This is a genomic window from Rhodococcus sp. BE178, from assembly GCF_050433545.1.
GTDB lineage: Bacteria > Actinomycetota > Actinomycetes > Mycobacteriales > Mycobacteriaceae > Prescottella.
In genome coordinates this window covers 38,781-57,521 of sequence record NZ_JBNPXA010000003.1, presented here as the reverse complement: position 1 = coordinate 57,521, position 18,741 = coordinate 38,781, and the positions used below count along the sequence as shown (strand labels likewise).

Genomic DNA, 18,741 nt, shown 5'->3' with positions numbered 1-18,741 from the left:
GGGCATCCGGTCCGTCGCGTGTCGGCTGTCTCACATTGTTGCGATGCGGTCACCATCGATGACGGTTCTCGACGACGAATTATTCCCCTGATGACTGGCCGCCGCATCACAGAGCCTCGAGTAGTGCCCGCCCGAATGTCGAAGTGTGCTGTGAGCACCGGTTTCGACGATCCGGCCACCGTCGACCACCACGATCAGATCCGCCCGGGCGGCGGTCGCCAGGCGATGCGCGACCACCACCGACGTGCGCTTTCGAGTGACCATTCGGTTCGATTCGAGGACCACGCGCTCGGTCGCCGGGTCGAGGGTCGCGGTCGCCTCGTCGAGCAGGAGCAGGTCCGGATCGACCATCTCGGCACGCGCGAGCGCGATGAGCTGACGCTGACCCGCGGACAGCCCCTGCCCGCGTTCGCCGATCGGCTGGTTCATGCCGCCGCGCAGCGCCGCGATGGTCGGCAGTGCACCCACCGCCCGCGCCGCCGCCTCGATCTCGCCGCGGCTCGCATCCGGTCGTCCGTACGCGATGTTGCTCGCCACGGTGCCGGTGAACAGGTGTGCCTCCTGGGGGACGACCCCGAGCCGGCCCCGGTACGTGTGCAGCGGGTAGCGGCGGAGGTCTTCCGCGTCGACCCGGACCGATCCGGACGTCGGATCGTAGAAGCGAGCGAGCAGCTTCACGACGGTCGACTTGCCTGCGCCGGTGCGGCCCACCAGCGCGACCGTCGTGCCGGCGGGGATGTGCAGGTCGATGTCGCTGAGGGCATCCGAGTCGGCGCCCTGGTAGCGGAAGGTCACGTCGTCGAACGTCACGTCGCCGCGCAGATGACCCTCGATCGGGACGGTGTCGCCGGCGTCGGCCGTTTCGATCGAGCTCGGGGTGGCGAGCAGGTCGGCGATCCGCCGCAACCCGACGGCGGCCTGCTGGTAGCCGTCGAACACCTGCGACAGCTGCTGGATCGGCCCGAACAGCAGGCCCAGGTACAGCACGAACGCGACGAGCGTGCCGGCCGTCGCGGAACCGTCCGCGACACGATGCGCGCCGACGAACACGACCGCGGCGAGAGCGAGGTCCGACAGCAGCGTGATGAACGGGAAGTACACCGAGATGGCCCGCTGCGAGCGCATGCGGCTGCGGCGGTAGCTGTCCGCGCGCTCGGCGAACCGCTGCGCCGCGAACCCTTCACGGCGGTAGGCCTGCGCCGCTCGCAGGCCGGCGATGTTCTCCTGGAAATCGGCGTTGACGATCGAGATTCGTTCGCGGGAGACCGAGTACGCGGTACCGGACACGCGGCGGAACACGATCGTCGCGACCGCGAGAGGGATGAGTGCGGCAAGGGCGACCAGCGCGAGTGTCGCATCGGTCACCAGCAGGGCGACGGCGATACCGCCGAGCGTGAGCAACGCGACCACCGCCGTCGACAGTCCCGTCTGGATGAACGACGACAGCGCGTCGACGTCGGTCGTCATGCGGGTCATGATCCGGCCCGACAGTTCACGTTCGTAGTAGTCGAGGCCGAGTCGCTGCAGGTGTGCGTAGCTGCGCACCCGCAGCCCGAACAGCACGCGCTCCCCGGCACGGGAGGTGATCACCGTGAGCACCGCGACCACGAGCCAGCCGACCAGCGCGAGCAGGGTGCCCACGGCGGTCGCGGCCCACAGCGGACCCGAGTCGGCGGCGGCCACGCCGTGGTCGAGCGCGTACCGGACGATCGACGGGAACGTGATGCCGATCAGCGAGTCCAGGGCCAGACACGCGACGACGCCCGCCAGGATCCAGCGCACCGGATGCAGCAGCCGACCCAGTCGGAACTCGGAGTCGTCGCGGCGCAGCCCGGTGGTGTCGGTGTGCGGGTCCTCCTCGGCCGGCGGCAACGCCTCGACGGCGCGGAGCAGTTCGGGGGTCGCGGCGACACCACCCAGGGCGCCGGCCATCGGGCCGCCGCCGTGGCCGCCGCCCCCGTGCCCGGTTCCCGGACCTGCCTGCGCGGACCCGTTCCCGGCGGTCGCCGCGTCGTCCGCCGTGCCCGCGTCCACGGCCGGCCACAACTGCGCCTCGGTGGGCTCCGCGATCGGTGCCGTGACTGCGGCGAAGCCGTCTCCGTCCGGGTCTGCGGGGTCGGCCGGGTCGGGCGCCGCGAGCAGCGTGCGGAACAGCGCGCACCGCTCGTCCAGTTCGTCGACTGTTCCGATGTCGACGATGCGGCCGCCGTCGAGGACCGCGACACGGTCCGCCAGGGTCAGCGTGGACCGTCGGTGCGCGAGGATCAGCGTCGTCCGGCGCCGACCGTCGCGGAGTGCGTCGAAGATGACAGCCTCGGTGTTCGCGTCCACCGCCGACGTCGCGTCGTCCAGGATCAGGACCCGGGGATCGACGAGCAGGGCGCGGGCCAGCGCGACCCGCTGGCGTTGCCCGCCGGACAGCGTCAGGCCGCGTTCGCCGACCACGGTGTCGTAGCCGTCGGACAGTGACGAGATGAACTCGTCGGCCTGGGCCAGTTTCGCGGCGGTGCGGATCTCCTCGGAGCTGGCGTCGGGCCGGCCCAGTGCGATGTTCGCAGCGACGGTGTCGGAGAACAGGAACGGCTCGTCGAAAACGAGGCCGACCGCCTCGCGGAGTTGGTCGGCGCGCAGCGCCGACACGTCGAATTCCCGGCCGTCGCTCGTGAGGGACACCGTCCCGGCGCTCGGGGTGTAGAAGCGCGGTAGGAGCAGCGACAGTGCGGTCTTGCCCGAACCCGCCGGACCCACGACGGCCACCGACTCGCCCGGCGCGATCGACAGGTCGAGACCCGAGAGCACGCTGCGGTCCTCCTCGAAGGCGAACTCGACGTCGCGCAGTTCCACGCCGAGGGGACCGCTCGGGAGATCGACGGGGTGCGGCGGATCGGAGACGTCGGGCTCGGTGTCGATCACCTCGTAGACCCGCTCGACGGCGGCCCGGGACAGCTGCGCCATGATCACGACCTGCGACAGCGTCCGGGTCGCGGTCGTCATCATCGTGACGTACGCCGCGAACGCCAGGAACGTGCCGACGGTGATCGTGCCGTGGAGGGCGAGGTAGCCGCCGAGCGCGACCACACCGACGAGACCGAGTTGGGGGAGCGCGGCCATCGACGGCGCGAACCGCGCGTTGATCCGTGCCGCCCGCATGCGTTCGGCGTACAGCGTGCGGCCGAGGTCCTCGAGCTGGTCGACCGCCCGCGCCTCCTGCCCGAACCCCTTGACGACCCGGACACCGGTGACGGTCTCCTCGACGTGCTGGGCGAGGTCGGCGGCCCGCTGCTGCGCCGACCATGTCGCGGCGAACAGGACCGGGCGCACCAGGTAGACCACCAGGGCCACCGCGGGGACCACGACGAGGGCGACCAGCGTCAGCAGCGGCGACAGCCAAGCCATGATCCCCAGCGCGAGGACGAACTGCAGCACCACTCCCGCCGACATCGGCACCATCGCCAGCAGTCCCTGCACCAACTGGAGGTCGGTGATCGAGCGGGAGACCACCTGGCCGGTCCGGATCTGGTCCTGGCCGCGGCCGTCGAGGCGCTGCAGCGATCCCAGCAGCCCGAGGCGGAGGTCGTGCTGCACGTCGAGGGAGAGCCGGCCGGCGAGCATCCGGCGGCCGTACTGACAGCCGAAGCGGACGACAGCGAGGACCGCGATGAGTCCCGCCACACCGGTGATGACCTTGGTGACGGTGGATTCGCCCGCTGACGCCGCGTCGAGCGCGACCTTCGTCAGCAGCGGGAAGACGATGTCGATGATCGCCGCCACCACCGTCACGGTGAGCGCCCCGACCGCGGTTCTGCGGTGGTTCCAGCACTCGGCTCCGAGTCGTCGTATCCAGCCGCGGTGCTCGCCGGACACCGTTGTCGCGTCGTGTGTACCCATCGCGATCAACGGTAGTCCGGCCCGGTGACAGGTCGTGTCGAGGCCGGTGTCCGTGTTGCCCGCGGTGTCAGGTGATGTCGCGCGAGCGGGTGGCCCACCAACCGAGTCCGCACGACGCGACGGCCCACAGACACAGCACCAGCAGCGACAGCGGCCAGCCGGGCATGCCGTCGAGGGCGCTGTGGTCGATCGTGCCGACGAAGGCGGTGACGGTGACCGAGCCCGGGAGCCATTGGGCGACCGCGTCGGCACCGAGCCCGGCCAGCACCAGGCGCACGATGCCTTCGCCCATCACGTACCAGACCACGAGCCCGACGGCGCTGGCGATCGACGAACCCGTCGCGAGAGCCAGACCGGCGCCGATCAGCGCCCACAGCGTCGACGCGACCAGGCCGATCGCCAGTACACCGACGATCGTCCCGTCGATCTCGAAGTTGTCCGACAGGGCGAGCAGCAGGGGCACGCTCACGACCTCGATGACGAGGCAGTAGAGGAGGCCGAACAGGGCCGTCACCGCGAGCTTCGCGGCCAGGACGCCGTCGCGCCCCCGGGCGGTGAGGAAGGTCGTGGTGAGCGTGTTGTGGCGATACTCAGTGCCGGCGTTGACGGCCCCGAACAGCGCCGAGAACAGGAACACCAGGCCCAGCGCGACGAACAGTCCGATCGCGGCGGCGGCGGTGTTCGCCTCCTTCGAGGCGACCTCGTCCGCGACCGCATTGAACATCGGGATGCTGATCGCGCTGGACATCACGCCGACCAGCAGCGGGGCCAGGCCCAGCGCCCACCAGAACCTGAGCGATGTGACTTTGCGGAACTCCGCGGTGAGCAGGCGTGTGGTCACTGTCCGCCTCCGTCGGTCGGACCGAACCACTGCTGGGGCGGCGGAGTCGGCGTGTATCCCGGTGGGGCGCCGTATCCCGGCGGCGGGGGACCGGGCGGACCCTGCGGCGGCAGGCCGGGGCCGAAGCCGTGACCGGGGGCCGCGTACTGCCCCGACGTCATCGCCAGGAAGACCTGCTCGAGATCGACGTGCTCGGTGGACGCGCCGAACACCGTCACCTCGACGTCGGCGGCGACCCGTCCCACCGTGGCGGGGTCGGATCCGGAGATCGCGATCCGCCCGTCGGCGAGGTGCTGGATGTCGATGATTCCGGCGGCCGCGAGGGCTGTCGCGAGCCGGACCGGGTCGGAGCACGCGACGAGCAGTCGTGCGCGGTGGGCTCCTCGGAGCTGATCCATGGCGCCTTGGAACACCAGCGACCCACGGCTGACGATCACCAGGTGATCGACCATCTGCTCGACCTCACGCAACTGGTGGCTCGACACCAGCACGGTGCGACCGGACCGGGCGAAGGCGACCAGGAAGTCGCGCAGCCACGCGATGCCCTCGGGATCGAGACCGTTGGACGGCTCGTCGAGCACGAGGATCTGCGGATCGCCGAGCAGGGCGGTCGCGAGGGTCAATCGCTGGCGCATGCCCAGGGAGAAGGTGCCGGCCTTGCGGTCGGCCGCGTCGGCCAGCCCGACCAGGTGCAGCACGTACAGGGCTCGATCGTCCGGCACGCCGATCGCAGCGCAGTACATCCGGAGATGGTGGAGTGCGGTGCGTTTCGGGTGCAGCCCGCGGGAGTCGAGGACGGCGCCGACGGCTCGCGCGGGCTCGTCGATCGCACCGAACGGCCGACCGAAGATCGTCGAGCCTCCGGCGCTCGGGCGCACGAGCCCGAGCAGCATCCGCAGAGTGGTGGTCTTTCCCGCCCCGTTGGGCCCGAGGAACCCGGTGACCGAGCCGTGCGGGACCGAGAAGCTCAGGTCGGACACGGCCCGAATCGTCTTGAACTGTTTGGACAGTCCCCGCGCCTCGATGGCCGGCGCGGCCGGTCCCGCCGGCCCGTAGCTCCCCGCCGGCCCGTAACTCCCTGCCGGCCCGTAGCCCCCGGGCGGACCGAACTGCATGGCTGAACTCACGAATCCCCCTCCGTGGCGATCACAGTCGATCGAGTTCTTGAGAGAGTACCGGCCGGTCTGCACTACGCACTCGGCGCTGTGCGGCGCCGAGTGCGTAGGTCTGCAGCTGGGACTACTTGTTCAGGAGAGCTTCCATCTGGGCGATCTCCGCCTGCTGGCTCGCGACGATCTGCTGGGCCAGGTCGCGCACCTGCTGGCTCTCACCGGTCTGGAGGATCTGCTCGGAGCTGGCGACCGCGCCCTGGTGGTGCTCGATCATCATCTCGAGCCACATCCGGTCGAACTCGGGTCCGTTCGCGTTCTCGAGGGCCTGCATCTGCTCGCCCGTCATCATCCCTTCATGACCGCCCTCCATGCCGGGCGTGCCGGACATCGATGCCATGGGGGCCGAGGTGCCGTGGCCCATACCGTCGTGGTCAGAGCCGTCGCGGTCCATGCCGTTGGGGCTGGCGGTGGCACCGGGCGTCCCGACATGGCTCGGTTCGGGAACGCCCCAGGCCTTCAGCCAGCCCTCCATCTGCTCGATCTCGGGGGCCTGGGCCTTCTCGATCTGGGCGGCGAGGGCGACGACGTCGGGATTCCCGCTCCGGCTCGGCACCAGTTCGGCCATCGCCACGGCCTGCTCGTGGTGCGGGATCATCATCTCGACGTAGGCGACGTCCGCGTCGTTGTGCGGGCCGCCCTGTTCGGCGGTTCCCGCCGCGCTCGCCGGCGTGGTCGTCGAGGTGCCGGTGGCCGAGGTGGCGGTGCCCGAGTCGTTGTTCGAACAGCCGACGACGAGGGTGACGGCGGCCGCCGCCGCACCGATTCCGGCGAGCATGCGCTTGGTTTTCATGACGTGTCGTTCCTTACGTGTGTGCACTCGTGTGCGGGATCAAGGACCGGACTGCGGCCGGAACGACCCGAAGGTCGCGCCGCAGTGGCCCTGTCACACCCGCAGGATGCACAGTGACGAGAGGAAGACCGAGGTGGACGGCGCGAAGGGCGGACCGCGTCCCGCCCGGCGCGCCGGCCCGGAAGCACGGCGCGGGCGCACGCGCTGTTCCCGCGCGGTCCGCAGCAGCAACCACACGGCGAGGGTGAGCGTCGCGGCGAGGAGTACCGCCAGACACATGTGGAAGCTGTCGTGGTCCGGCGGGTGGATCGGGGCGTCGGCGGAGCCGTCCGACCCCGTGCCGCTCTGGTGGCCGAGTGCGTGATGCGCGGAGTCCGCGCCCGACGGTGTCGAGACGAGGGGGCCGGTCGTGACGTGGTGCATCGCCAGGACACCGAACGCGAGCGCACACAGTGCCGCGAGTCGAGCGAACGACACTCGGACCTGGGCACGCATGGCTACAACTGTACCGATCGGCACGGTGCTCACCGTTCGAGAAAGGGGATGACCTCCGCGAGAAATTCGCTGGGGCAGTCCAGCTGTGGGCAGTGCCCGCAACTCGGGATGATCGCAACCCGGCGGTCGACGGACCGGGTGATCCGGTGGGCCGCGCGGGCGGGGGTGAGCAGGTCGTTGGCGCCCCACAGCAGGAGGGCCGGGACGGTCAACTCGTCCACCATCGTCGCGACGGGCAACTCCGCGATCTCCCGGATGACGACCCGCCCGATCGCGAGCAGGTCGGCTACCTGCGCCTTGGTGGCGTAGTGCTGGGTGTAGTCGGCGAGCACCCGGGCATCGGCCCGGCGCGGATGTCGCAGCGCTGCACCGGCATACAGGGTGCCGATCATCTGCTGCAGGTACCGGTCGGGCACCGGGCCGGTGAGCGCCCGCGTCACGCGATCCACACCGAACCGTGCGCCGCGGGTCCACGAGCGCGGAATCCCGGTCACCCCCGGCATGTCCGCGAGGACCACGTCGGTCACCAGGTCGGGGCGCGCGGAGGCGAAGGCGAGGGCGGTCACCGCGCCGAGCGAGTTGCCGATCACACTCACCGGTCCGGTCTCGTCGTCGACGAGGGCGGCGAGGATGTCGACGTAGCCGTCGATCAGCGGCTCGGACCACGATCCGGCGCTGAGGCCGAAACCCGGCAGGTCGACGACGAGGACCCGGAAGCGCTCGCCGAGCGTCGGCACCACTTTCTGCCAGGTGCCGCCGTGATCCGAGTAGCCGTGGAGCAGCACCACCGTGCGATCGCCCGATCCGGAGGTGAGTACGTGGGGAATCTCGGGGGATACGGGGAACACGACGACATCCTTTCGTCGGAGCTGACCCGGTCTCAGGACCGCATGCGGCGAGCCTCGCCCGGCAGTGGTGGGACCACCTGCAGTCGTGCTGCGCCGTCGACCGCGCGGAGTCGGTCCGGCCAGAGGGCCGGTGCCGGGCCGAATGCCTCACGCGCATTGTCGACGACGCCGCGGCCGATCGCGCGATTTCCGGCACCACCGATCACCGCGCCGACCCCGGCGGGGAGCAGCTTGCCGAGGATCAGGGCACTGCGCTTGGCCGCGTACTTGGTCACGAACTTGCGGACCAGCGAGCTGTTCATCGCCCGCATCGTGCTCGGCGGAATCCGGCCGGTGACAAGTCGTGCCCAATTGGTCGCCGTCAGGCCGGTCGCACGCTCGACGATCTCCATGCCCGATTCGCCCAGGGCCACCGCCAGCACGAGCGCGCGGCGCTGCTGGTGATCCTGCGGGGAGATGCCGTGCACCGCGGCGATCGCGAGGGTCAGCAGGGCCGACGCCTCGAGGAAGAACGCGGTCTCGGCGCCCACCGCCGCGATCGAGGTCACGGTTCCCACGGCCGGAACGGCCGCTGCCGCCCCCACCGCGCTGCCGCTGCCGGTGACCGCGGTCAGGAACATCTTCTCCATCCGCGCGACGATCTGTGCCGGGTTCTCGTCGGGATGGGCGCGGCGGACCCGCTCGACGTACTTGGCCACGGCCGGAGCCTGCAGCCGGCTGGCATTGTCGAGGACGGAGACGATGGTCGACTCCACACGTCCCTGCTTCTCGCCCATCATCAGTCCTCACTTCGGTATCCGGCGGTCGGTCGTCCGGTCACGCGATATCCGACTGTCTCGCTATCCGACTATAGGGAAACCGGGCTGTCGACCCCCGAATTCCCGGGGCCGGGACGGAGGCTCCGGGATACGCTGGACGGGTCTGTGACCGCGAGTGGAAGCAGGTGTCGGATATGGCCGAGACGACCAGGGTGTGGCCGGGAGGCGGCATCATGCTCGGCTCGCCCCGCGCCGACTCCGTCCTCGTCGACCTGCCCAGCGGGGTAGGCGCGGTGTACCTCGTCACCGACGATCCCGGCGGGCTCTACACGCGCGCCGTCGACGCCGGTGCGTCGGTGGTGCAGGGGCTCGAGGACGAGGACTACGGTTCCCGGGGATTCACGTGCCGGGATCCGGAGGGCGTGTACTGGAGCTTCGGTACCTATACCGGTGAATAGCGGGTCAGTCCCGCTGCGCGCTCGCCCAGTGTGACAGCGGCACAACCTCTTCCGGTCGTGGCGGGTGCGGCGCAGTGCCGCTGCCGAACGGCCGGCCGCCGAGTGCTTCGCGGCCGTGCGGTTCGAGCCAGTGCGACAGGTCGGGGCCCTTGGGCACGATCTGCGTCGGATTGATGTCCTTGTGGACGATGTAATAGTGCTGCTTGATGTGGGTGAAGTCGATCGTGTCCCCGAAACCCGGGGTCTGGAACAGATCCCGCGCGTAGTTCCACAGCACCGGCATCTCCGACAACTTGCTCCGATTGCACTTGAAGTGGCCGTGGTAGACCGCGTCGAACCGGGCGAGCGTGGTGAACAGGCGGACGTCGGCCTCGGTGATGGTGTCGCCCACCAGGAACCGCTGCGTCGACAGACGTTCGGTCAACCAGTCGAGGCGCTCGAACAGACGGTCGTACGCGCCGTCGTACGCCTCCTGTGAGCCGGCGAAACCGCAGCGGTAGACGCCGTTGTTGACGTCGTGGAACACCAGTTCGGACACCTCGTCGATCTCGCCGCGCAGGTCCTCCGGATACAGGTCCGGGGCCCCCTCGCGGTGGAATTCCTTCCACTCGGTGGACAGGTCCAGCGTGATCTGCGGGAAGTCGTTGGTGACGACCTGCCCGGTCTCGATCTCGACGATCGCCGGCACCGTGATCCCGCGCGAGTATCCGGGGAAGCGGGCGAAGTACGCGTCCTGCAGTCGGGGGATCTTCAGCACCGGGTCCACCCCGCCGGGATCGAGATCGAACGTCCAGCTGCGTTCGTCGTGGGTCGGCCCGCAGATCCCCATGGACAGAACGCCTTCCAGCCCCAGCAGACGTCGCACGATGATCGACCGGTTGGCCCACGGACATGCGCGGGCCACGATCAGGCGGTACCGGCCGGGCTCGACGGGATAGCCGTCACGGCCGTCGGCAGTGATCCGTGTCGTGATGTAGTTCGTGTCGCGGGTGAACTCCTTGCCCGGTTCCACGAAATCGGCTCCGACGTCTTCGGTGTCTTTCCTGTCCGTGCTCTCGCTCATCGCGCATCAGCTCCGTGTCTCGGCCTCGCCGCTGCCGTGTCACCCCCACTTCACACGGTACTGGGAGCGACCTCGATCGACACCGAGGTTCCGAGTTCCTCGTATCCCAGCGTGGAGGCCAGTCGGCGGGAAGCGACGTTGTCGCGGTGCGCACGCCACTGGGGGATCAGCCCGGCGTCGAGCGCATCGTTGGTGGCCAGCAGTGTTGCGGTCGCACCGAACCCACGCCGGCGGGCACCGGGTGCCGTCAGCGCGCCCATGTCCGCGACGATGCCCTGCCACTCCGTGTAGCCGGCCGAGGAAAGTGGACGGTGGGCGTCGTCTACGACGGTGAACCAGGCGCCCTTGTCGGCGAGTCCGGCCTCCGCGACGTCGTCGGGCGGGCAGAGGTTCTGCAGTTCGAGAACGTGCGCGAGGTCGTGCGAGACAAGCGGTTCCTCGACCGCGATGTCCGTCCCGAAATCCGCGGCCCAGGCCAGTTCGGTGGGTCCGCCGCTGCGACCCGCGTGATCCTTCGCGAGTGCGGACAGAGCGCCGGAGCGGGCCAGCTCGTCGTCGGACCATTCTTCCGCGCGTTCGGTGGCCCACGCCGGGCCCACGAGCGCGCTGGCACCGGCGATCGTCACGAACCGGATCCGGTTCGCGGTCTCGTCGACCCGCACGTGGCGGGTGCCGGGGGAGTCGAGGGCGCGGTCGGGGAGACCGAGTTCCCGAGACCAGGCGAGCCGGATGATGTCGATCTGATGCGCGTCCACGGGCCCAACGGTAGTGCGGGTTCGCGGCGTACCGTCGAAGCTGCAGGGAGCGCGAGGGAGCGTGACGGTTGATGGCGACCACCGTCCGGAGCAAGGTCGGGAATCTGCCCTCCGCGCTGACCACGTTCATCGGACGTCGGCGCGAGCTCACTGCGGTCAAGCGTTTGCTCTCGTCGGCGCGGCTGGTGACGTTGACGGGTATCGGGGGTGTCGGCAAGACTCGGCTCGCGCTGCGGGTGGCCGAGGACGTGCGGCGCGATTTCGCCGACGGTGTGTGGCTCGTCGAGCTCGCGGAACTGCACGACCCCGAGCTGGTGCCCGACACCGTCGCCGCCGTCTTCGGGCTGCACGACCAGGCGGCCCGGTCTCCGATGGACCTGCTCGTCGAGCACTTCGCGGATCGGGACGCGTTGTTGATTCTGGACAACTGCGAGCACCTGGTGGCCGCGGCCGCCGAGTTGACGTCGGTGCTCCTGCGCGAGTGCCCCCGCGTACGGGTGCTCGCCACCAGCCGGGAGCCGCTCGGTGTGGGTGGGGAGGCGATCTTGCGGGTGCCGCCCTTGGCGGTTCCGGATCCGGACGCACCACCGACACTGCACGCGCTTCCCCGGTACGAAGCGGTGACGCTGTTCGTCGATCGAGCACGCTCGGCGCTGCCGGATTTCGTTGTCACCGAATACAATCGAGTTGCGATTGCTCGCATCTGCCATCGCCTGGACGGTTTGCCCCTGCCGATCGAGTTGGCCGCTGCCAGGGTCCGTGCCCTGTCCCCGGACCAGATTCTCGAGCGCCTGACGGACAGGTTCCGGCTCCTCACCGCGGGTAGCAGGGTCGCTCCGACGCGGCAGCAGACTCTGCGCTGTTCCGTCGACTGGAGTTACGAGTTGTGCACGCCGAAGGAACGTCGGATGTGGACTCGGTTGGCGGTGTTCTCGGGTGGTTTCGAACTCGATGCTGCAGAGGGCATCTGCGTGGATGACGCCGCGCCGGGGGAGGTTCTGGACGTCGTGGCCTCGCTGGTCGACAAGTCGATCCTCCTCGTGGAGGGTTCCGGCCCGGTGGTGCGGTACGGCATGTTCGAGACTCTGCGCGACTACGGCCTGGAGAAGCTCGAGGAATCCGGCGAGCACGTGCGCTGTCGGCGGCACCACCGCGACTGGTTTCGTGGCTTCGCCGAGCGCGCGGCGGCCGGCTGGATCGGGCCCCGACAACCGGAGTCGATCGCCCGACTCGACCGGGAACAGGCGAACCTGCGTGACGCGCTGGAGTTCTGCGTCACCGAACCGGGCGAGGCAGACGCGGGGGTGGGCATGGCGGTCGCGATCTTCCCGTTCTGGTTCTGTCGCGGGATGTTCGGCGAAGCCCGACGATGGCTCGCGCGGACGCTCGAGCGGGCCGAGGACCGTCCCGATCGGGTCCGGGTGGGGGCGATGTGTGCGGCGAGTCAACTGGCGGGCATGCAGGACGACTTCGCGGCGGGTGCGGACTTGATCGCGCACGCCGCACACCTCGCCGAGCTCATCGGAGATCCGCTGGTCGACGCGACGGTCGCACACGCCTGTGGTCGCCAAGCGATGTTCCGGCGTGAGTTCGAGCGCGCGACCGGCTTCTTCGAGCAGGCGGTCGGTCCGTTTCGGGAGGAAGCCGATCCGCATCGGCTGATCTGCGTCCTGCAGGGTCTCGGACTGGTCGGCGGCATGAGCGGCGACATCGCGCGAGCGAAGGCCTGTCACGAGGAGGTCGTCGCGATCACGGCCGCACGTGGTGAGTGCGAGTTCCGGGCGCGGGCGATGTTCATGCTGGGCGTGGCCTTGTGGTGGCAGGGCGACCGTGCTCGCGCGTCCGGATTGTTCGTCGAGGCGCTGCAACTGACCCGCCGGGTCGACGATCACTTCGGGGGCGCGGGCTGCCTCGAGTCGATGGCGTGGGGGGCCGCGGCTCTCCGGGAAGGCGAGCGAGCGGCGATCCTGTCCGGTGCCGCGGAAGCCCTTCGGCAGTCCATGGGTGTGTCCGTCGCGCTGATAACGACCATGCTCGCCCCCCACGAGGAATGCCGGCGGTTGTGCCGTCAGATTCTCGGCGACCGGGCGTTCGAGGCAGCGTTCGCGAACGGGGCGGCACTCGAGTTCGCCGAAGCCGTCGACTACGCGCTCGGCCGCCGGGACGGGTTCGAACTGTCCCGCGCCGAGATGGAGGCCCCGACGGCGCCGATGCGGATCGTGATGCCGACCCCCGAGACGCCGGCGCTGACCCGCCGCGAAAGTCAGGTCGCGGATCTCGTCGCCCGCGGGCTGACGAACCGCGAGATCGCGGAGAAGCTGGTGATCTCGCCGCGCACCGCGGAGGGTCACGTCGAACGCGTGCTCGCCAAGCTCGGATTCGGCTCACGCGCCCAGATCGCGGCCTGGGTGGCCGAACACGATCGAACCTGACCTGGTCATTCCGTGTGTGGCGCGGATACCCGCCGTAGCGAAGCACGTATGGATACCGGTAGATCTACCGTCCCCGACGGGACGATTCCAGGGCACGCTGCGACCTGTCCCATCCGGTTCCGGAAGTCGAGGTCGTCCTGTGCGCCAGTATCCACCCGTTCACAGTTCGATCGAGGCCCGCTCTGCGGAGGTCCGCTGGCGGGACGTCGTGGTGGACGGGCGGAACGCGCCGTACGGCGTGGCCGGATCGGGGTCACCGGTGGTGTTTCTCCACGGGTTCGGGCTCACCCACCGCACCTATGCGGGCGCAGTCGAGCGACTCGCGGCCACCGGTGTGCGCGTGTACGCGCCCGCGTTACCCGGCTTCGCCGGCACCGACGCGCTGCCCCCGCACCGGGACGGGTTCGGAGGCTACGCGCGGTGGCTGGACCGGTTCCTCGACACGGTCGGTGTCGACGGGCCCGTGATGCTCGTCGGGCACTCGTTCGGCGGCGGGGTGGGGATCGCGTCGACGCACGACCTCGGGGCGCGGGTGTCGAGGTTGGTGCTGGTCAATTCTGTGGGTGGTGGGGCCTGGGCGCCCGGTGGGCCGCCGCGCGAACTCCGCGAACGTCCCCTCTGGCGGTGGGGCGCATCCGCGGCCGTCGACGCTGTCCTCGCCCGGACCCCGGCGAGCGCGATCGCGTCGATCGCCGGCGACGCGCTGCGCAACGCGGTCCGCAACCCGGCAACGCTGTGGCGGATCGGTGAACTGGCCCGCGGCGCCGATCTGCGGGCCGAGGCGTCCCGGATCGCCGAGCGCGGCGTACCGACCACGATGGTGTGGAGCCACGGCGACACGTTCATCCCCCGCGCCAGCTTCGAGTCACTGCGGGGAGCGCTGCGCGACCCGCACGTGCACCGGGTCCCCGGCTGTCACGGCTGGCTGATCGGCGATCCGGACAGCTTCGGCCGGGCGATGACCACGGTGCTGGGGCTGCCGATCGCGCCGGCCGCGTGACGGTGGCATTCTGTGCCCATGACCGAACCTGACGCCGTGTCCGCCGCAGGATCCCGTCCGACCCGACTCGAGCGCGTCATCACCGACGCCGGTGCCGAGATCGCGATCCTCACCTTCGCGCACGGGCCGCTGAACCTGTTCGACCGGGCCATGTTCGACGCTGTCATCGCCGACATCGCGGACCTCACCGCCCGGCCGCCGCGGGCGGTGCTGTTGCGGGCCGAGGGCAAGGTGGTCTCGGGCGGCGTGGATGTCCACGTGTTCGACGGGCTCACGGTGGAACAGGGCACCGCACTGTGGCAGTCGCTGTTCGCGCAGATCGGGCATCCACTCGAGACGTTGCCGTGCCCCGTCGTCTTCGCCGCCCACGGGTTGACCCTCACCGCCGCGTTCGAGATCGCGCTCGCGTGCGACATCGTCGTTGCCGGTCCGAAGGCGAAGTTCGGACTGGTCGAGACCGTTGTCGGGTTGACGCCCTCGATGGGCGGCCCGCAGCGTCTGGCCGAACGCGCCGGATCGGGACGCGCCCGGGAGTTGGTGATGACCGCGGACCTGTACGACGCGGCGACCATGCACGAGTGGGGTGTCGTCAACTACGTCCACGAGGACGTCGACGGCGCGGCCCGGTCGCTGGTCGCGCGCCTCGCGGACGGTCCCACCCGCGCGCATGCCGCCACCAAGGAGATTGTCTCGGCGTGGCGTTCCGGCGGTGTCGCGCACGCGGATTCGATCACACCGGAGACCTCCGGTGCGCTGTTCGCGACGGCCGATCTGCAGGGGGCCGTCCGCAGCTTCCTCGACGTCGGGCCGGGGCACGCGACGTACACCGGGGAGTAGCGGCGCGCCGAGGGTGCGGTTCGACGGACGCGAGTGTGACGGCGGTCATATAGTCGTGCTGGTGGAACCTACTCGGTGGAGGTGGGCATGGCGTCGCTGCTCGAGTACCCGGCCGGGCCCGGTCGCCTGCGGGACGACCGCTTGGTGCGCGGTACGGACGGTCTGCTCCGATACACCGGGCTGACCTCCTCGCTCACCGAACTCCTCGACGTCGCCGCGCACCGCTTCGGCTCCCGGGAGGCCGTCGTCGAGGTCGGCGGTGCGCGCCTCACGCACGCACAGTTGTGGACGTCGGCGTCGCGGGTTGCCGGGGGTCTACTCCAGCAGGGGATCGACATCGGTGACCGTGTCGCGATCCGCATGCCGAACGGGGCCCGCTGGGTGCAGGCGTTTCTCGGTGTGCTGCTGGCCGGGGGAGTGCCGGTGCCGATCCATCCGGGCCACGGCGTCGAGGAGACGTGGCACATCATGGCCGACAGCGGCAGTGTCCTCGTGCTGGACGGCGAACTGCCGCAGGGGGTTCCGTTCATCGACGACGGTGCGGGACCCGACGATTCGGCGCTGCTGTTCTATACCGGCGGCACGACGGGCCCGCCGAAGGGTGTCGAACTCTGCCACGAGAACGTGCTCTCGACGATCGAGTCGGTGATCCGGGCCTGGGACCTGGATGTGGGAGCCGCCGGAGCCGTCGGCGGCGTACGCCACGCGATCGCGTTGCCGCTCAGCTCGGCGGCGGGCTGCGTGTCGCAGTTGCTTCCGACGCTCGTCGTGGGCGGCACCGTCGTCCTGCAATCCCACGCCGACGTCGGCGGTCTGCTCCACGCTCTCGATGTCGAACGAGTCGAACGTCTTTCGGTGGCCGCGCCTCTCTACCGGCAGATGGTCCGGGCGCCCGGCCGCGAGTTCGATGCGGTGCGGTTCCTCGCACTCGACGACGAACCGCTCTCGACCCCGATGCTGCGTCGCCTGCGCGACCGCTTCCCGGCAGCCGACGTCGCCTCCGGCTGGGCGATGACCGAGACGGGTGGTGCCGGACTGATCCAACGGGTCGGTGCCGCCTCCGGTGACGACCACCTACTCGAATCACCTCACGGGGGAATGGAGTTCGCGGTCGCCGAATCCGATCCGGGTATCGGCGAGTTGTGGTGCCGAGGCCCCAGCGTGATGCGGGGCTACTGGGGTGATCCCGCGACCACCGCCCGCACCACGGTCGGGGGATGGCTGCACACCGGTGACGTGATGCGGGTCGGTCGCAACGGTTCGTTCCGCATCGCGGGCCGTGCCGGGGATGCGATCGAGTTCCCCGGCGGGGTCGTCTACAGCCGAGAGGTCGAGGTCGCGCTGCTCGAATGCCCCGGGGTGTCCGAGGCTGCGGTGGTGGGGGTGACCACCGCCGGCGGGCCGGACCTGGGCGTGGCCGTCGTCCGGGAGTCCGGCGCCGACGCCGGTCTCGACACGGTCCGTGAGCACGTCCGAGCCGTGCTGTCGGGGTATCGCCCGTCGCGTCGCCTGTGCGCGAGCGTGCCCATGCTGCCGCGCACGTCCACGGGACGCGTCGACCGGCGGTCGGTACGGTCTTGGCTACAGCGTGTGCACGGTTCGCCAGGTTTCTGCTCCACGACGAAGGGATATGTCGATGTCGGATGAGGTCCTGCTCGACCGCCGCGATCGGGTGCTCGTGATCACGATCAACCGTCCGGAGGCGCGCAACGCGATCAACGGCGCGGTGAGCCGCGGTCTCGCCGCCGCCGTCGACGAGTTGGACGAGGATCCGGATCTGTCCATCGCGATCCTGACCGGTGCCGGTGGGAACTTCTGCGCGGGTATGGATCTCAAGGCATTCGTGGCCGGCGAGAACGTCGTGGTGCCGGGCAGGGGCCTCGGCTTCACGGAGGCGCCGCCGCGCAAGCCGATCATCTCGGCCGTGGAAGGGTATGCGCTGGCGGGCGGCACGGAACTGGTGCTCGCGACGGATCTGGTGGTGGCGTCGCGCGAGGCCAAGTTCGGCATTCCGGAGGTCAAGCGCGGGCTGGCCGCCGGGGCCGGTGGCCTGTTGCGGCTGCCCGAGCGGATTCCGTACCAGAAGGCGATGGAGTACGCCCTGACCGGCGATCCGTTCACGGCCGCGGAGGCCGCCGCGTACGGGTTCGTGAACACGCTGACCGAGCCGGGCGGCGCGCTCGACGGCGCGCTCGCGCTCGCCGACCGGATCACGGCCAACGGCCCGCTCGCCGTCGCCAAGACCAAGGAGGTGCTCGTCCGTGCCCGCGACTGGCCCGCCGCCGAGGCGTTCACCAGGCAGCTCGAGGTGATCGGCCCCGTGTTCGGTTCCGAGGACGCGCGGGAGGGGGCCACCGCGTTCGCGGAGAAGCGGGCCCCCGTGTGGAAGGGGCGTTGACGAACATGGCCGCGTTGCCGTTCGCGGAGTTGCACATGCACATCGAGGGGGCTCTCGGCCCGGAGCTGATCTTCGCGTTGGCCGAGCGCAACCGCATGCACCTGCCCTACGTGGACCTGGCCGATCTCGAATCGCGCTACGAGTTCACCGATCTGCAGTCGTTCCTCGACCTGTACTACGCGAACATGGCGGTGCTGCGGACGGCGGAGGACTTCGCCGACCTCACCCGGGACTACCTGCGCCGTGCGGCCGCCGCGGGAGTGCGGCACGCGGAGATCTTCTTCGACCCGCAGGCCCACGTCTCGCGCGGTGTTCCGCTGCAGGTGGTGCTGGACGGGATCCTCGACGCGCTCGCCGCCAGTGAGCGGGAGTTCGGCGTGAGCAGCGGCCTGATCGCGGCGTTCCTGCGCGACCAACCCGTGCACGACGCGGAGGAGGTGCTCGCGGAGATCCTGAGACTGCAGGCGCCGATCATCGGCGTCGGACTCGATTCCGCGGAGGTCGGCTACCCGCCGACGCTGTTCGAGGACGTCTTCGCCCACGCCCGCGCCGAGGGTCTGCACGTGGTGGCGCACGCCGGCGAGGAGGGCCCGCCCGAATACATCTGGCAGGCATTGGATCTCCTCGGCGCCGAGCGGATCGACCACGGTGTGCGCTGTCTCGAGGACCAGGCACTCGTGCAGCGTCTGGTGGACGAGGAGATCCCCCTGACCGTGTGCCCGCTGTCGAATGTCCGTCTGCGCGTGGTGGATACGATCGCCGAACATCCCCTGCGCACGATGCTGCGCGCGGGTCTGCGGGTGACCGTCAACTCCGACGACCCCGCCTACTTCGGCGGTGATGTGGGCGAGAACTTCGCACAGCTGCGGGCCGGGATCGGGTTGACCGACGACGAGGTCGAGACGCTGGCACGCAACTCGATCGAGGCGTCCTTCGCGTCGCCCGCCCGCAAGGCCGAACTGCTCCGCACCTAGGCGGACGGGCGGTCCGGGCGCCCCCGACGGGC

The 18,741-nt window shown here is 70.1% G+C and carries 16 protein-coding genes; 7 read left to right on the top strand and 9 right to left on the bottom strand.

Annotated features, from left to right (window positions below):
- Positions 1-30 precede the first annotated feature (30 nt).
- From J2X34_RS07205 to J2X34_RS07175, 7 genes are all read right to left on the bottom strand, one after another.
- Complete coding sequence (locus J2X34_RS07205; protein WP_429516453.1) at positions 31-3,888, bottom strand: ABC transporter ATP-binding protein; 3,858 nt, start codon at positions 3,886-3,888, stop codon at positions 31-33.
- Positions 3,889-3,955: 67 nt separating this feature from the next.
- Positions 3,956-4,729, bottom strand: coding sequence for an ABC transporter permease (locus tag J2X34_RS07200; RefSeq protein WP_114718477.1), 774 nt, complete (start codon positions 4,727-4,729; stop codon positions 3,956-3,958).
- Positions 4,726-5,856: an ABC transporter ATP-binding protein gene (locus tag J2X34_RS07195; protein ID WP_254622861.1), complete on the bottom strand. Its 1,131-nt coding sequence runs from the start codon at positions 5,854-5,856 to the stop codon at positions 4,726-4,728. The genes J2X34_RS07200 and J2X34_RS07195 overlap by 4 nt, the downstream gene beginning before the upstream one ends.
- A 112-nt stretch (positions 5,857-5,968) precedes the next feature.
- Complete coding sequence (locus tag J2X34_RS07190) at positions 5,969-6,691, bottom strand: DUF305 domain-containing protein (protein ID WP_114718478.1); 723 nt, start codon at positions 6,689-6,691, stop codon at positions 5,969-5,971.
- Between the two features lie 93 nt (positions 6,692-6,784).
- A complete protein-coding gene (locus tag J2X34_RS07185) occupies positions 6,785-7,186 on the bottom strand; it encodes a DUF6153 family protein (protein ID WP_114718479.1) in 402 nt (133 codons plus the stop codon).
- Between the two features lie 29 nt (positions 7,187-7,215).
- Positions 7,216-8,034, bottom strand: coding sequence for an alpha/beta fold hydrolase (locus tag J2X34_RS07180; RefSeq protein WP_429516452.1), 819 nt, complete (start codon positions 8,032-8,034; stop codon positions 7,216-7,218).
- Between the two features lie 32 nt (positions 8,035-8,066).
- On the bottom strand, positions 8,067-8,810 hold the full coding sequence (locus J2X34_RS07175) for a hypothetical protein (protein ID WP_254622965.1): 744 nt from the start codon (positions 8,808-8,810) through the stop codon (positions 8,067-8,069).
- Positions 8,811-8,911: 101 nt separating this feature from the next.
- Here J2X34_RS07175 and J2X34_RS07170 point away from each other — a divergent pair, with 101 nt between their 5' ends.
- Complete coding sequence (locus J2X34_RS07170) at positions 8,912-9,250, top strand: VOC family protein (protein WP_397484211.1); 339 nt, start codon at positions 8,912-8,914, stop codon at positions 9,248-9,250.
- A gap of 4 nt (positions 9,251-9,254) precedes the next feature.
- Here J2X34_RS07170 and J2X34_RS07165 read toward each other — a convergent pair whose 3' ends face one another.
- A complete protein-coding gene (locus J2X34_RS07165; protein ID WP_114718481.1) occupies positions 9,255-10,313 on the bottom strand; it encodes a glutathione S-transferase family protein in 1,059 nt (352 codons plus the stop codon).
- Positions 10,314-10,363: 50 nt separating this feature from the next.
- Entirely contained in the window at positions 10,364-11,068 is a 705-nt protein-coding gene (locus tag J2X34_RS07160; protein ID WP_429516451.1) for a GNAT family N-acetyltransferase, read from the bottom strand.
- A gap of 71 nt (positions 11,069-11,139) precedes the next feature.
- Here J2X34_RS07160 and J2X34_RS07155 point away from each other — a divergent pair, with 71 nt between their 5' ends.
- The 6 genes from J2X34_RS07155 to J2X34_RS07130 all read left to right on the top strand — a co-directional run bounded on the left by J2X34_RS07155 (position 11,140) and on the right by J2X34_RS07130 (position 18,709).
- A complete protein-coding gene (locus tag J2X34_RS07155) occupies positions 11,140-13,500 on the top strand; it encodes an ATP-binding protein (RefSeq protein ID WP_429516450.1) in 2,361 nt (786 codons plus the stop codon).
- A gap of 139 nt (positions 13,501-13,639) precedes the next feature.
- A complete protein-coding gene (locus tag J2X34_RS07150) occupies positions 13,640-14,500 on the top strand; it encodes an alpha/beta fold hydrolase (RefSeq protein WP_429516449.1) in 861 nt (286 codons plus the stop codon).
- Between the two features lie 18 nt (positions 14,501-14,518).
- Positions 14,519-15,337: an enoyl-CoA hydratase/isomerase family protein gene (locus tag J2X34_RS07145; protein ID WP_429516448.1), complete on the top strand. Its 819-nt coding sequence runs from the start codon at positions 14,519-14,521 to the stop codon at positions 15,335-15,337.
- An 87-nt stretch (positions 15,338-15,424) separates the two neighbouring features.
- Positions 15,425-16,984: a class I adenylate-forming enzyme family protein gene (locus J2X34_RS07140; RefSeq protein WP_429516447.1), complete on the top strand. Its 1,560-nt coding sequence runs from the start codon at positions 15,425-15,427 to the stop codon at positions 16,982-16,984.
- Positions 16,974-17,735 (top strand): crotonase/enoyl-CoA hydratase family protein, encoded by a 762-nt coding sequence (locus J2X34_RS07135; protein ID WP_429516446.1) that lies wholly within the window; start codon positions 16,974-16,976, stop codon positions 17,733-17,735. The genes J2X34_RS07140 and J2X34_RS07135 overlap by 11 nt, the downstream gene beginning before the upstream one ends.
- 5 nt (positions 17,736-17,740) lie before the next feature.
- On the top strand, positions 17,741-18,709 hold the full coding sequence (locus J2X34_RS07130; RefSeq protein WP_174914562.1) for an adenosine deaminase: 969 nt from the start codon (positions 17,741-17,743) through the stop codon (positions 18,707-18,709).
- Positions 18,710-18,741: the final 32 nt, after the last annotated feature.